This window comes from Herbiconiux oxytropis, assembly GCF_024979315.1.
Taxonomy (GTDB): domain Bacteria; phylum Actinomycetota; class Actinomycetes; order Actinomycetales; family Microbacteriaceae; genus Herbiconiux; species Herbiconiux oxytropis.
Genome location: NZ_JANLCK010000001.1, coordinates 466,957 through 481,115 on the forward strand (window position 1 = coordinate 466,957; position 14,159 = coordinate 481,115).

General features: G+C 69.5%; 12 protein-coding genes. 5 read left to right on the forward strand and 7 right to left on the reverse strand.

The window, feature by feature from the left end; translation table 11 throughout:
• The first annotated feature begins 13 nt into the window (after positions 1 to 13).
• Genes N1028_RS02270 through N1028_RS02280 form a run of 3 tightly spaced genes read left to right on the forward strand, consistent with a single transcriptional unit; the run spans position 14 to position 3,718 of the window.
• A complete protein-coding gene (locus N1028_RS02270; RefSeq protein WP_259525143.1) occupies positions 14 to 283 on the forward strand; it encodes a hypothetical protein in 270 nt (89 codons plus the stop codon).
• On the forward strand, positions 280 to 2,049 hold the full coding sequence (locus N1028_RS02275; RefSeq protein WP_259525144.1) for a helicase-associated domain-containing protein: 1,770 nt from the start codon (positions 280 to 282) through the stop codon (positions 2,047 to 2,049). The genes N1028_RS02270 and N1028_RS02275 overlap by 4 nt, the downstream gene beginning before the upstream one ends.
• Positions 2,050 to 2,077: 28 nt before the next feature.
• Positions 2,078 to 3,718, forward strand: coding sequence for a DNA repair helicase XPB (locus N1028_RS02280; protein WP_259525145.1), 1,641 nt, complete (start codon positions 2,078 to 2,080; stop codon positions 3,716 to 3,718).
• Between the two features lie 15 nt (positions 3,719 to 3,733).
• Here the strand turns inward: N1028_RS02280 and N1028_RS02285 are convergent, their stop codons facing one another.
• Both N1028_RS02285 and N1028_RS02290 read right to left on the reverse strand, forming a co-directional pair.
• Positions 3,734 to 5,317 (reverse strand): APC family permease, encoded by a 1,584-nt coding sequence (locus tag N1028_RS02285; protein ID WP_259525146.1) that lies wholly within the window; start codon positions 5,315 to 5,317, stop codon positions 3,734 to 3,736.
• On the reverse strand, positions 5,314 to 6,195 hold the full coding sequence (locus N1028_RS02290) for a universal stress protein (protein ID WP_259525147.1): 882 nt from the start codon (positions 6,193 to 6,195) through the stop codon (positions 5,314 to 5,316). Before N1028_RS02290 ends, N1028_RS02285 begins: the two co-directional genes overlap by 4 nt.
• A 74-nt stretch (positions 6,196 to 6,269) precedes the next feature.
• On the opposite strand from N1028_RS02290, the gene N1028_RS02295 reads away from it, so the two are divergent.
• Entirely contained in the window at positions 6,270 to 6,959 is a 690-nt protein-coding gene (locus N1028_RS02295) for a response regulator transcription factor (RefSeq protein ID WP_259525148.1), read from the forward strand.
• 30 nt (positions 6,960 to 6,989) lie between these two features.
• Entirely contained in the window at positions 6,990 to 8,690 is a 1,701-nt protein-coding gene (locus N1028_RS02300) for a sensor histidine kinase (RefSeq protein WP_259525149.1), read from the forward strand.
• 57 nt (positions 8,691 to 8,747) lie between these two features.
• Here N1028_RS02300 and N1028_RS02305 read toward each other — a convergent pair whose 3' ends face one another.
• The 5 genes from N1028_RS02305 to N1028_RS02325 form a co-directional block, all read right to left on the reverse strand.
• On the reverse strand, positions 8,748 to 10,424 hold the full coding sequence (locus tag N1028_RS02305) for a sensor histidine kinase (RefSeq protein WP_259525150.1): 1,677 nt from the start codon (positions 10,422 to 10,424) through the stop codon (positions 8,748 to 8,750).
• On the reverse strand, positions 10,421 to 10,792 hold the full coding sequence (locus N1028_RS02310; protein WP_259525151.1) for a response regulator: 372 nt from the start codon (positions 10,790 to 10,792) through the stop codon (positions 10,421 to 10,423). Before N1028_RS02310 ends, N1028_RS02305 begins: the two co-directional genes overlap by 4 nt.
• 29 nt (positions 10,793 to 10,821) lie before the next feature.
• Positions 10,822 to 11,154: a response regulator gene (locus tag N1028_RS02315; protein WP_259525152.1), complete on the reverse strand. Its 333-nt coding sequence runs from the start codon at positions 11,152 to 11,154 to the stop codon at positions 10,822 to 10,824.
• A 161-nt stretch (positions 11,155 to 11,315) separates the two neighbouring features.
• Complete coding sequence (gene groL / locus N1028_RS02320; RefSeq protein WP_259525153.1) at positions 11,316 to 12,935, reverse strand: chaperonin GroEL; 1,620 nt, start codon at positions 12,933 to 12,935, stop codon at positions 11,316 to 11,318.
• Between the two features lie 120 nt (positions 12,936 to 13,055).
• On the reverse strand, positions 13,056 to 14,123 hold the full coding sequence (locus N1028_RS02325) for a DUF3048 domain-containing protein (RefSeq protein WP_259525154.1): 1,068 nt from the start codon (positions 14,121 to 14,123) through the stop codon (positions 13,056 to 13,058).
• Between the last annotated feature and the right edge of the window lie 36 nt (positions 14,124 to 14,159).

Sequence of the window (14,159 nt, forward strand, 5' to 3'; positions counted from 1 at the left end):
TATCCTTGTGGATGTGAGTGACGCCGACAAGACAGCCAGCAGCCGGATCGAACGGACCCTGGCCGTCATGATCGCGGCCGTCATCGGGATGTCGATCATCGCGTTCCTCGCCATCATCATCGCGACCGCGGCAGGCGTGAAGGGCGAGTCCTTCAGCTCGGGCGTCTGGCCCGCCGTCTTCCTCGTGCCCTACATCGGCCTGCCGATCGGCCTGGTGCTCATGCTGGTCCTCCTCATCGTCAACATGAGACGCCGTCTCCGCGAGGCTCGCGGGAGTCGGTGAGCGATCCGCTCACGCTCGCGCGCTCCCTGAGCGCCAAGAGCGACGACCAGCTGATCGCGCTGCTCGCGGCGCGCCCGGTCGCGGCGCGGGAGATCCGCGACTTCTTCGACCTCGCCGATGCGCTGCTCGACCCGGTCTCGGTGCGTGCAGCGCTCCGCCGCCTCGACCGCGACCAGATCGAGGGGCTCGCCGCCCCCGCGGAGAACAGGGTCGCGCTCGACGCGCTCCCCCTCGAGGAGCTCGCGCTGCGCGATGAGGCCGGCCGCCCCTACGCCGTGGTCGCGGAGGTGGCCAGGACCCTGCTCGACGAACCCGCCCCCGCACCCGAGACCGGCCCACCCACGATCTCCCCCGCGGCAGACGCGCTGGCGGCCACGCCGGTCGCCGAGCGAGCCTTCACCGCCATCTCGGCGGTCGCCGAACTCGTGCAGCAGCTGCGCCTCGCTCCGGTGCGCACACTGGCACGTGGCGGAATCCCGGCCGCGGAGAGCAAGCGCCTCTCGGCCCTCCTCGGACTCGAGCCCGAGCTCGTGCCCCCGCTCATGGAGGTCGCTCGCGCAGCCGGCCTGATCGACCTCGACGGCGACCTCCTCTTCTCCACGGCCTTCGCCGACGAGTGGAACCTGCTCGGCCACCGCGACCGCTGGAGCACCCTCGTCTCCGGTTGGGTCGCGAGCCTCGACACCCCGTTCCGATCCCTTCTCGCCGATGCCGTCGAGGGCGGCCGGTGGCCGAGCGGTGCGACCCTCCGCGAGGCCCTCGCCACCCGCTACCCGGCCGCCGACGCGACCATGAGCGCCGAGCTCCATCACATCGATGAGCTCGCTCTCCTGCTCGGAGCCGCGCCCTCTGGCCTCGCGGCCGAGCTCCCGGACGAGGTCGACCGGGTCTACCTGCAGCACGACCTCTCGATCATCGCCCCAGGCCCTCTCCGCCCCGCCATCGACGCGCGTCTCCGCACGGTCGCCGACATCGAGAACCGCGGCCTCGCCAGCAGCTACCGGATCACGGCGCAGACGATCGACCGCGCCCTCGCGTCGGGTGAGACGGCGGAAGGGCTCCGGGAGTTCCTCGGCGAGATCTCGCTCACGGGGGTCCCCCAGGCCCTCGACTACCTCATCGGCGAAGGCGAGCGCCGCCACGGGCTCGTCCGCGTCTCACCCGTCGGCAGCGCCGGCAGCAGCAGGCGCACCCGCGTGCACTCGAGCGACACCCGCGTGCTCGGCAGCATCGCGGTCGACCAATCCCTCGCATCGCTGGGGTTCCGGCGCGAATCCGACGACACCCTCTCGAGCCGGATCGAGCCCGCCACCGTCTACTGGCTCCTCGCCGACGCCCGCTATCCCGTGCTCGCGGAAGACGCCGACGGGGGCCTGCTCGTCATGCGCCGCGCGCGCATCCTCCCCACCCGCCGTGGAGCGGATGCACTCCACTCAGCGTCGGGCGCCGCATCCGGTGCAGCAGCCGACGCACCCCCCGCGCTCACCCAGGAGCTCCGCCACCTCCTCCCCCGTCTCCGCAGCGCCAGCGGCGGCGGCCCGCCCCCGCACGATGACGACGCCGCGTGGATCTCCCGTCAGCTCGACCGCGCCGTGCGCTCCCGCACCGCCGTGGGCATAGAACTGCGGATGCCGGACGGCTCGACCACCGAGATGCAGGTGACCCCGCAGAGCCTGGCCAACGGAAGGCTCCGCCTCGTCGACGAGCGCGCCGGCGTGGAGCGCACGGTGCCGGTAGCGAACATCACCCGCGTGCACGCCCTGTGACCACCGCCCCGGCGTAGACTTGCCAGCTATGCCCGACGGCCCTCTCATCGTCCAAAGCGACCGCACCGTGCTGCTCGAGGTGGCGCATCCCGCCGCCGCCGCCGCCCGCCACGAGCTCGCTGTCTTCGCCGAGCTCGAGCGCGCTCCCGAGCACGTGCACACCTACCGCATCACCCGCCTCGGCCTCTGGAACGCCCGCGCCGCCGGCCACACCGCCGACGAGATCCTGGCGACCCTCGAGAGCTACTCCAAGTTCGCGGTGCCGCAGTCGGTGACCCTCGAGATCGTCGAGACCATCGGGCGCTACGGCAAGCTCGTGATCGAGCGGCAGCCCGAGGGCGAGCTCACGCTGCGCTCGACGGATCCTGCGGTGCTGACCGAGATCACCCGCGCCAAGAAGGTGGCACCGCTCCTGACGGTGCGCCGGGAGGACGGCAGCTGGGAGATCGAGGCCTGGGCCCGCGGCCAGCTCAAGCAGGAGCTCATCAAGCTCGGCTGGCCGGCCGACGACCTCGCGGGATTCACTCCCGGTACCCCGCACGAGATCGACCTCGACGAGACCAGCTGGCACCTCCGGGACTACCAGCGGCACGCGATCGAGAACTTCGCCGAGCACGGCTCCGGTGTGGTGGTGCTCCCGTGCGGCGCCGGCAAGACGCTCGTGGGTGCCGGCGCGATGGCCGCGGTGAAGACCAACACCCTCATCCTCGTCACCAACACCGTCTCGGCCCGCCAGTGGCGCGCGGAGCTGCTGAAGCGCACGAGCCTCACCGAGGAGGAGATCGGCGAGTACTCCGGGCTCGTCAAAGAGGTCAAGCCGGTCACGATCGCGACCTACCAGATCCTCACCTCGAAGCGCAGCGGCAAGTACGCCCATCTCGAGCTCCTCGACGCCCTCGACTGGGGCCTCGTGGTCTACGACGAGGTGCACCTTCTGCCCGCGCCCGTCTTCAAGCTCACCGCCGACCTCCAGGCCCGCCGCCGCCTCGGGCTCACCGCCACGCTCGTGCGGGAGGACGGCCGGGAGTCCGATGTCTTCAGCCTCATCGGCCCCAAGCGCTTCGACGCGCCGTGGAAGGAGATCGAGGCCCAGGGCTACATCTCTCCCGCGAACTGCTACGAGGTGCGGGTCGACCTGCCGTTCGAGGAGCGGATGACCTACGCCGCGGCCGCCGACGACGAGCGCTACCGCCTCGCCGCAACGGCCCCCGCCAAGCTGGATGCCACGAAGCGCCTGATCGAGCAGCACCGCGGCGAGCGCATCCTCGTGATCGGCCAGTACCTCGAGCAGCTCGAGGCGCTCTCGCACGCGCTCGGCGCACCACAGATCACCGGGGCCACCCCGGTGCCCGAGCGCGAGCGGCTGTTCCAGGCGTTCCGCGAGGGCGAGGAGAAGATCCTCGTGGTCTCGAAGGTCGCCAACTTCTCGATCGACCTGCCCGAGGCGAGCGTCGCCATCCAGGTCTCCGGATCGTTCGGCTCGCGCCAGGAGGAGGCCCAGCGCCTCGGCCGGCTGCTGCGCCCGAAGGAGTCGGGGCTGCCGGCGAGCTTCTACACGCTCGTGGCGCGCGACACCGTCGATCAGGAGTTCGCGCAGAACCGCCAGCGCTTCCTCGCCGAGCAGGGCTACGCCTACACGATCCTCGACGCGGAGCAGGCAGCAGCCTGAGCCCCTCCGCTCTCCCTATTCCGGGAGGGCGGCGGTCGACTCGTTGCGGTCGCCCGCGATGCCGCGCGCGAGGGTGCGGTTCCTGAAGAAGTCGGGCCGCAGCTTCGCCTGGATCAGCATCACCACGATCCCGGTGAGGATGATGACCATGCCGAGGATGAACACGAGCCCGACCCCGCCGATGTTCGACCCGCTGCCGTAGTCGGGGTTCGCGCTCTCGATGATGGTCGTGAAGAACAGCACGGCCAGGATGAGCCCACCCACGAGCGGCGAGAAGAACTGGAAGAAGAAGTTGCGCGCGCTCGAGAACCACTGCTTGCGGAAGTACCAGACGCACGCGAACGCCGTGAGCCCGTAGTAGAAGCAGATGAGCATGCCGAGGGTCGTGATGGTGTCCCACAGCACGTCCTCCGAGATGAACCGCATCACGGTGTAGAAGACGGATGCGACGAGGCTCGACACGATCGTGGCGTAGCCCGGCGTGAAGAACCGCGGGTGCACCTTCGAGAACTTCGGTGACAGCGCGCCGTAGTGGCCCATGGCCAGCAGCGTGCGCGCGGGCGACACGAAGGTCGACTGCAGCGACGCCGCCGACGAGGAGAGCACGGCGATCGACACCAGGATGGCGAGCGGGCCGAGGATGGGGCCCGCGAGGGAGAAGAACACGTTGCCCTGGATGTCGGGGTTCCCGAGTCCGAACTCGCCCTCGCCGACGCCGGCGTAGTTGATGAGCGAGACCGAGAGGAAGAGGTAGAGCACGACGATGATCACGACGGTCGCGGTGGCGGCCTTGCCCGGCGTGGAGCTCGAGCCCTTGGTCTCCTCGCTCATCGTGAGCGTGACATCCCAGCCCCAGAAGATGAAGATCGAGAGCGAGAGCCCTGCGGCGAAGGCGCTGAACGAGCCGACCGCGAACGGGTTGAACCAGTCGAGCGAGATCGGCAGGGCGTCGAACGCGTCGCCCGCTCCCACGTGCACGAAGGCGACGATGCCGAAGAACACCATGACGAGCAGCTGGAAGCCCACGAGCACGTACTGCAGCTTCTGCGTGGTCTGCATGTCGCGATAGGAGATGAGGGTGGCGCCGAGCATGAACGCCAGGCACGTCACGACGTTGATGAACGGATTCGTGGTGAGGTCGGCGATGTCGGGGTTCTGGAAGATCTGCGACAGCATCAGGTAGAAGAAGTCGACCGCGATGCCCGCGAGATTCGACAGCACCACGATCGTCGCGGCGATCAGCCCCCAGCCCGCCATCCAGCCGACCCACGGCCCGAAGGCCCGGGTGGCCCAGGTGAACGAGGTGCCCGAGTCGGGCATGCGGCTGTTGAGCTCGCGATAGCCGAACGCCACGAGCAGCATCGGGATGAAGCCGACGAGGAAGATGGCGGGCACGTGGGTGCCGACCTCCGCCACGGTGGGCCCGAGGGCGCCGGTGAGCGTGTAGGCGGGGGCGATGCACGAGATGCCGATGACGATGGCACCCACGAGGCCGACGGTGCCGGCGCCGAGGCCCTTCTTCGACAGCGCGGCGGTGGCGGCAGTCGGCGGCGAGGCCGGGTCGGAGGAGCCCTGCGGCGTGGTCTCGGGAGCGGTCATGACGGGTCTCCGATCTGAGTGGGTGCGTCACGCGGCACGACCACGAGGGGCACGGGCAGTTCGCGCAGCATCTTCGCCGCGGTCGAGCCGAGGAAGAGGCGGCGGGGCTGGGCGAGCCGGCTCGAGCCGACGAAGACGATCTCGGCGGGATCCCAGGCGATGGCGGTGATCGCGTCGTCGATGGCGCGACCGGTGGCCACCTCCGAGGTCACCGCCAGATCCCGCGGGAGTTCGTCCACAGCGTGGGCGAGCACCTCCTCCGCGTGCTCGCGCGCACGGGCGAGGGCTTCGGGTCGGTCGGCGCCCGTGGGCTCGTCGAGGGCCACGAGCGAGAGCAGGCGAAGCGGCACGCCGCCGGCTCGCGCGGCCCGGATGCCGGTGGCCAGGAGCGCATCGGCTCCTGCCCGGGTGCCGACCGCACAGGTGATGCGACTGACCGGCGTCTCGGCGAGGTCGCGGCAGCCCGAGGGCGCGAGCGCCACCGGCACGGGCGCGGCGTGCAGGAGGGCGTTCGCCACCGTGCTGAGCGCGAACCGGCCGAGCAGGCCTCCACGGGCGGCTCCCACCACCACGAGCGAGGCGCCGAGCGTGTCGATCGCTTCGAGCAGCCCGTCGGCGAGCGACTCCGCGTAGACCAGGTGAGAGGTCGCCTTCACGCCCTCCGGCACCCGGTCGATCGCTCCGGCGAGCCAGCCCTCCGCGGTCTCGCGCAGGAACTTCTCGTAGCCGGGATCGGCCGGGACGATGGTCGGCCGCTCCTCGTTGGCGAGCACGAGCACCACGTCGAGCCGCGCACCGTCGGTACGGGCCAGCCGCACACCGAGGGCCAGGGCGTCGTGTCCGGCCGGGGTGTCCGTGTAGCCCACGATGTATCTCATCGCACCATAGTGGCGCATCCGGGCATGCGACAGGCTCCCAGCTTTCGCCCAGCGAACCCGCAGAGAATGGACGCATGACCGGCCCTCGCATCCTCATCGTCGACGACGAACCGAACATCCGCGATCTCCTCACCACGAGCCTGCGTTTCGCGGGCTTCGCGGTGCGCGCCGTGAGCAACGGCGCCCAGACCATCTCCGCCGTGCTGGAGGAGGAGCCGGACCTCATCATCCTCGACGTGATGCTGCCGGACATGAACGGCTTCGGTGTCACCAAGCGGCTGCGCGCCGCCGGGTACACCGCGCCCATCCTCTTCCTCACCGCGAAGGACGACACCGAGGACAAGATCACGGGCCTCACGGTCGGGGGCGACGACTACGTCACCAAGCCCTTCAGCCTCGACGAGATCGTGGCCCGCATCAAGGCGATCCTCCGGCGCACCATGCAGGCCGACGAAGACGCGATCATCCGCGCCGGCGAGCTCACCATGGACCAGGACACGCACGAGGTCTTCGTGGGCGACACGGCCATCGAGCTCTCCCCCACCGAGTTCAAGCTGCTGCGCTACCTCATGCTGAACCCCAACCGCGTGCTGTCGAAGGCGCAGATCCTCGACCACGTCTGGGAGTACGACTTCAATGGAGACGCCGGGATCGTCGAGAGCTACATCTCCTACCTGCGGCGCAAGCTCGACGCGCACACCGAGGAGTCGCTCATCCAGACCAAGCGCGGCTTCGGCTACATGCTCAAGGTGAGCAAGGTCTGATCAGCCCGGGAGGGTAGCCTTGCTCACGCCATGCTGAACGCCATCCTGAAGCAGTGGAGCGCCGTCTCCCTGCGCACGAAGATCACCGGTGTCACGGTGCTCATGCTCACCTTCGGGCTGGTCGTCTCGGGCGTCGGCACCATGATCGTGCTGCGCACCTACCTGCTGCAGCAGGTCGACACCCAGCTCGACGCGGGAGACCGCGATCCCTCGCCGTTCCTCGGGCCGTCGGCCACTCCGGAGCAGTTCGACGTGGCCGACATCACCTCGGCGCCCACCGACTACTTCGTGGGGCTCGTCGACTCCTCGGGCAACCTGCTCGCCAGCAACTGGGGCGAGGGCGAGCCGGAGGAGATGCCCAACGTGCAGGTCACGCTCGAGCAGGCGAACGAACTCGACGGCAAGGTGTTCAGCATCGAGTCGCACGACGGGCGGATGGAGTGGCACGCCGTCGCCGCGCAGGTCTACCTCTTCGGCGGCACCGAGCAGGGCAACGTCATCATCGCCAAGTCGCTCTTCGAGACCGAGCGCACCACGGCCACCTATCTCTCGATCTTCCTCGCCTTCGGGGTGGGCGTCGTGATCCTCGGCGCCATGCTCACGAGGCTGCTCGTCACGAGCACCTTCGGGCCCCTCCGCGAGGTCGAGCGCACCGCTGCCGCCATCGCCGACGGAGGTGACTTCAGCCAGCGCATGTCGGACGTCACGCCCAACACCGAGGTGGGCAGGCTCAACCGCTCGCTCAACACCATGCTCGCCCGGATCGACCGCGCCTTCGCCGACCGCGCACGCACGATCGACCAGATGCGCCGCTTCGTGGGCGATGCCTCGCATGAGCTGCGCACCCCGCTCGTCTCGGTGCGGGGGTACGCCGAGCTGTACCGGATGGGCGCCCTGCAGACGCCCGAAGACGTCTCCCAGGCGATGGACCGGATCGAGAAGGAGGCCATCCGGATGGGGACGCTCGTGGAGGACCTCCTCGAGCTCGCCCGCCTCGACGAGACCCGCCCGCTGCAGCTCGAGCCCGTCGACCTCGTGCCACTCACCCTCGACGCGGCCATGGACGCGAGGGCGGCGAGCCCGGGCCGAGTCGTGTCCGTCATCACGCCCGACGACCCCGCCGCGGTGACCTTCGGACCGGCGCTCGAAGAGAAGGCCCCCGACGACGACGCCGCGGGTGCAGACGGATCGCGCACGCCGTCGACGGCGACCCGCCCGATCGCGTTCGCGAACGCGACGCTCGCCAGGCTCCGGCGTCGGCCTCGACCCGGCACCGCCAAGGGCGACACCCAGCCGGTGGTTCCGCTCGCCCCGGCCGCCGACGAGCCGAGCGCCACCGGCCCGGTCGCCGTACCGACGGCCGCCACGCGCCCGATCGTGCTCGCCGAGGAGAACAAGATCCGTCAGGTGCTCACGAACCTCATCGGCAACGCCCTGCGCTTCACCGACGCCGACTCCCCCATCGAGCTCGCCGTGAAGGTCGATGAAGAGCGTCGGGTCGCCACCGTCGACATCGTCGACCACGGCGAAGGCATCCCCCCGCAGATCCGCGAGAAGATCTTCCAGCGGTTCTGGCGCGCCGACTCCTCCCGCACCCGCGAGACGGGCGGATCGGGCCTCGGCCTTGCCATCGTCTCCTCCATCGTGGCCGCCCACCGCGGCACCGTGGAGGCGCTCGAGACGCCGGGTGGGGGCGCCACCTTCCGGGTCACATTGCCGTTGTTGGAGTAGCGCCCGGGCTTCGGTCGGGTGCTACGGTCGCGCCGGTCCCCGCCCTGCGCGACGGGGCTAGAGGGGCAGTTCCACCGTGAAGGTGGTGCCGGCGCCTACCGTGCTGTCGATGTCGATGGTGCCGGCGTGGGCGGTGACGATGGCCTTCGTGATCGTGAGGCCGAGGCCCACTCCCTTGACGGCGTGCTGGGTGGCCGTGCTGGCGCGGAAGAAGCGCTCCGAGAGGCGGGCCACCTCGTCGGCGGGGATGCCGATGCCCGTGTCGGCCACGATCAGGCGGGCGGCGCCGGGAGCGCTCTCGAGGCCGATCGTGACCGAGCCGCCGCGCGGCGTGAACTTGACGGCGTTCGAGAGCAGGTTGTCGAGGGCCTGGCCGATCCGCACCGGATCGACGCTCGCATTGACGTCGTCGTCCGGCGTCACGACGGTGAGAGTGATGTGCGCCTCGTCGGCCGCCGGCGTCGCGGTGTCGACCGCGGCCCGCACGAGGCCCGTCAGGGAGGTCGGCACCGGCTCGATGGTGAAGCGGCCTGAACCCACCTGCGCCGTGAACAGGAGGTCGCCCACGAGCTGCAGCAGCCGCCTGGCGTTGCGGTCCACGACGTCGAGGTACTTCAGCTGCTGATCCGTCATCGGGTCGTCGAAGTCGTCCTCGGGCCGGAGGAGCTCGACGTAGCCGAGGATCGATGACAGCGGTGTGCGCAGCTCGTGCGAGATCAGGCTCGTGAACTCGTCTTTCAGCCGCTGGAGCTCGGTGGCCTCCGTCTCGTCGGTGGCGACGAAGATGAATCCGGCCGGATCGCCGTCTTCGTCGAACCGCTCGGTCACGAGCACGTGAGCCGGGAACGTCGTGCCGTCCTTTCGCGCATACGTCCAGTCGGTCGCCTCGGGAGCATCCGCCCCGCCCCGCAGGGCCGAGCGCGCCTCGTCGTAGCGCGGGTGCACGTCGAGGATGTCCAGCCGCCCGATCGCCTCGGTGCTGGAGTAGCCGAGGAGCGACACTGCGCCGCGGTTCCAGACGTTCACGGTGCCGTCGAGATCGGTTCCGATGATGGCGTGCCCCGTGATCGCCTCCCACACGCTGTCCCGGAGGCGAGCCGCCTCGAGCGTCTGCTCCTGTCGGCGGAGCGCCTCCCGCGTCGAGTCCTCGAGCGACTGCACGAGGCGATCGCGCTCGAGGCCGAGCCGCTGCAGACGCACCAGCCGGTCGTTCTGCACCCGCGCGATCTGGTTGATGAGCACGGCGGCGATGGCGAACACCGCCGGCGTGAACACGAGGCGCGCCACGTCGGCCGCCACCGACACGGACGAGATGCCGACGACGAACGGTACCGCCACCACACCGAGCACCCCCGCGAACGAGATGAGCACGTAGCGGAGCCCCGGCTGGGATGCGATCCACACCACCGGGATGATCATGAGGGCGCCGAACGGCGAGAGCTGGCCTCCCGTGGCCGTGCGCAGCAGCGCCACGGCCACGAAGGTGACGAGAGGGATGACGATCTCCCACCGCGGCGACAGCGAGGAGCGCGGCAGCACGATCGCGAACACCGCTGCCGCGAGCATGAGAGCGTCTGCCACCACGACCGGCCACACCACGGCCGCGATGTCCATCGGCGACACGAGGATGAGGGTCGCCAGCGCGAAACCGGTGAGGGCTGCGCCGTGCTTGAGCAGTGGCGGCCACGATCCGAACGTTCCCGCCGTCGATTCGTCGGCGCTGCGCTCGCTCATCGACCCGCCGGGGCGTGCTCGCGCAGCAGTCGCACGAGCTCGCGCACCTGGAACGGCTTCGTGAGGAGTCCGTTCGCGCCGGCGGCCTCCGCCTCGGCCCCGATGGTCACCGAGCCGTCTGCCGTGATGATGAGCACGGCGAGCTGCTCGAGGCCGGGCTCCGCCCTCGCCAGCCGAGTGACCTCGAGACCGGTCATGCCCGGCATCGAGATGTCGAGCACCGCGAGGTCGACGGCCGAGTTCTGCAGCATCGCCCAGGCGTCGGTGCCCGTGCCCACGGCGGCGGTCACCGTGAAACCCGCCTTGAGGACCGCGATCGAGACGAGCTCGCGGAGATCCGCGTCGTCATCGGCAATCAGTACGTTCATCGTGCTCGCGCCCCTCGAGACTTCCCCCGCTAGCCGGGCGGGAAGATGCTGTCCATCGTGTGTGCGATCTGCCGGAACGTGAACGGCTTCGGCAGCACCGCATCCGCCGTCGGGTAATCCTCGGTGCCGAGCACCGAGGTCACCACGAGCCGGGATCCTGGCACCTCCGCCTTCATGGCGTCGACGAGCTGCCAGCCGTCCATCCCGGGCAGCAGCAGGTCGACCACGGCCACGGCCGGCTCGATGCGGCGGTACGACTCGATCGCGTCCTCCGCCGTCCCGGCGATCGAGACGGTGAAGCCCAGACGCTCGAGATGCACCTGCAGCAGGTGCGCCTGATCCTCCGAATCGTCGACGATCAACGCCGATCTCCCGCCGTGGCGTGAAGCCCGTTGTGACACGACACCCTCTTCCCGCCTGAGCCGATCCGGATGGAGGCCCCGCCCTTGAAGCGTACAGCCCGCACGCAGAAGGGCGGCCCCCGGAGGGACCGCCCTGTGCATGATGCCCGAAGGCGTGTGGACTAGAAGTCCATGCCACCCGTGGGGTCACCGGCCGGGGCCGGGTTCTTCTCGGGCTTGTCGGCGACGACGACCTCGGTGGTGAGGAAGAGGCCGGCGATGGACGCCGCGTTCTGCAGAGCGGAACGGGTGACCTTGGCGGGGTCGATGATGCCGGCAGCCAGCAGGTCGACGTACTCGCCGGTGGCGGCGTTGAGGCCCCAACCGTAGTCGAGGTCGCGGACCTTGGCGGCGACGACGCCGGGCTCGAGGCCGGCGTTGAAGGCGATCTGCTTCAGGGGCGCCTCGATGGCGACCTTGACGATGTTCGCACCGGTCGCCTCGTCGCCCGTGAGCTCGAGGTTCGCGAAGGCGGTCTTGCCGGCCTGGATGAGGGCCACGCCACCACCGGCGACGATGCCCTCCTCGACGGCTGCCTTCGCGTTCCGCACAGCATCCTCGATGCGGTGCTTGCGCTCCTTCAGCTCGACCTCGGTGGCGGCACCGGCCTTGATGACCGCGACACCACCGGCGAGCTTGGCGAGGCGCTCCTGGAGCTTCTCGCGGTCGTAGTCGCTGTCGCTGTTCTCGATCTCGGCGCGGATCTGGGCCACGCGGCCGGCGATGGCCTCGGCGTCGCCGGCACCCTCGACGATCGTGGTCTCGTCCTTGGTGATGACGACCTTGCGGGCCTGACCGAGCAGGTCGAGGGTGACGTTCTCGAGCTTGAGACCGACCTCCTCGGAGATGACCTGGCCACCGGTGAGGATCGCGATGTCCTGCAGCTGCGCCTTGCGACGGTCGCCGAAGCCGGGGGCCTTCACGGCCACCGACTTGAAGATGCCGCGGATCTTGTTCACGACCAGGGTCGCGAGCGCCTCTCCGTCGACGTCCTCAGCGATGATGAGGAGCTGCTTGCCGGTCTGGATGACCTTGTCGACGATCGGCAGCAGGTCCTTGATGTTCGAGACCTTCGAGTTGACGATCAGGATGTAGGGGTCTTCGAAGACCGCTTCCTGGCGCTCGGGGTCGGTCACGAAGTAGGCCGACAGGTAGCCCTTGTCGAAGCGCATGCCCTCGGTGAGCTCGAGCTCGGTGCCGAAGGTGTTCGACTCCTCGACGGTGACGACGCCTTCCTTGCCCACCTTGTCGATGGCCTCGGCGATGATCGCGCCGATCTCGGGGTCGGCGGCCGAGATCGAAGCCGTGGCGGCGATCTCTTCCTTGGTCTCGATCTCCTTGGCGTTCTTGATCAGCTCGGCCGAGACGGCGGCGACGGCCTTCTCGATGCCCTTCTTGAGCGAGATCGGGTCGGCGCCGGCGGCCACGTTGCGGAGGCCTTCCTTGACCAGGGCCTGAGCGAGCACGGTGGCGGTGGTGGTGCCGTCGCCCGCGACGTCGTCGGTCTTCTTGGCGACCTCCTTGACGAGCTCGGCACCGATCTTCTCGTACGGGTCGTCGAGCTCGATCTCCTTGGCGATGGACACGCCGTCGTTGGTGATCGTGGGAGCGCCCCACTTCTTCTCGAGGACGACGTTGCGGCCGCGCGGGCCGAGCGTCACCTTCACGGCGTCGGCGAGGATGTTCAGGCCGCGCTCGAGGCCGCGGCGGGCCTCTTCATCGAAAGCAATGATCTTTGCCATGTGTGTTTCTCGTCCTCCCTGGACGTCATCAAAGATTCAGGTGGTTAGCACTCAGTTGCTTCGAGTGCTAAACCAATATTGGCACTCGGGATGCCCGAGTGCAAGTGACGTCACGCCGCGTTACGCGGCAGGAGGAACGATCGTCACGGTGCCCTGATCGTTGGGCACGAGTTCGACCCAGGTGTTTCCCGGCGCCAGGCGCACCGTCGCCCCGAGATCGTCGACGAGCCGGATCGGCGCCGTCGGTGCATCTTTCGCCCACGTGGCGTGCACGGTCTTCCCTCCGGTCGAGACCCACGCCTCACCCGAGGCCACCATCACGGCCTGCGGCACCTCGGCGTCGTAGTCGTAGACCTCGTCGACGCGGAGGGTCACGACATTGACCGCCGAGAGCTGGGCGCCCTCGGCATCGAGGTCCGGCGAGCCCTCCTGCGAGCGCAGCCAGGTTCCGGATGATCCGTCCCACACCCAGCCCGGGAACCGCTCGTCCGAGAAGCGGAGGTCGATCGACGCGGTGGGGGCGCCGTCGAGGCCTGCGGTGGAGGACGGAGCATCGACGGAGTAGGCGAACTGCTGGGCGGGCGCCGCGAGGTCGGGATGCTCGGAGATCAGCTGCTGGGCGCGCACCACGACGTCGTGGGGGCTGGAGTACCCGTCGATCCGGTAGAAGGTGGACTCGGTGTCGCTCTCGCCGTGGATCGCGTTGTAGACCGGGGTGTTCCGCATCATGTCGACGAACTGCTCCTGGCCGCCCGAGAACGCGATGATGCCGCCGAAGGGCGACACGATGTCGGGGTCCATGGGGCGGATCGAGCGCACCGGCCCGATCAGCTCCGGCACGTCCGACTGCCAGATCGCCACGTATCGCGTGAGGCCGCCCTCCACGAGCTCCTCGAACACGATGTCCGTGCGCTCGAGCCCGAGCTGGGGTCGCGCCTCCTCGTGGTTGTCGACCTTCGCCGCCAGAGACGGGCCGGTGAGGGCTCCCTCGGGCACGAGGGTACCGCGCAGCGGCGCAGGCACGAGAGGCTCGGGCTCGACGAAGTCCGATGAGAACGCGGCGGTGGGCGTGACCGTGCTCGGCGGGGCCTGCGAGTCATCGCCCGTGCACGCGACGAGAGCCACGGCCATCACGAAGGCGACGGACCCCGCTGCGATGCGCACGGCACCATTCACTCGGCTGACCACCAGCACAGACTAGCGTCGACCGAGCGAGCGCGGACC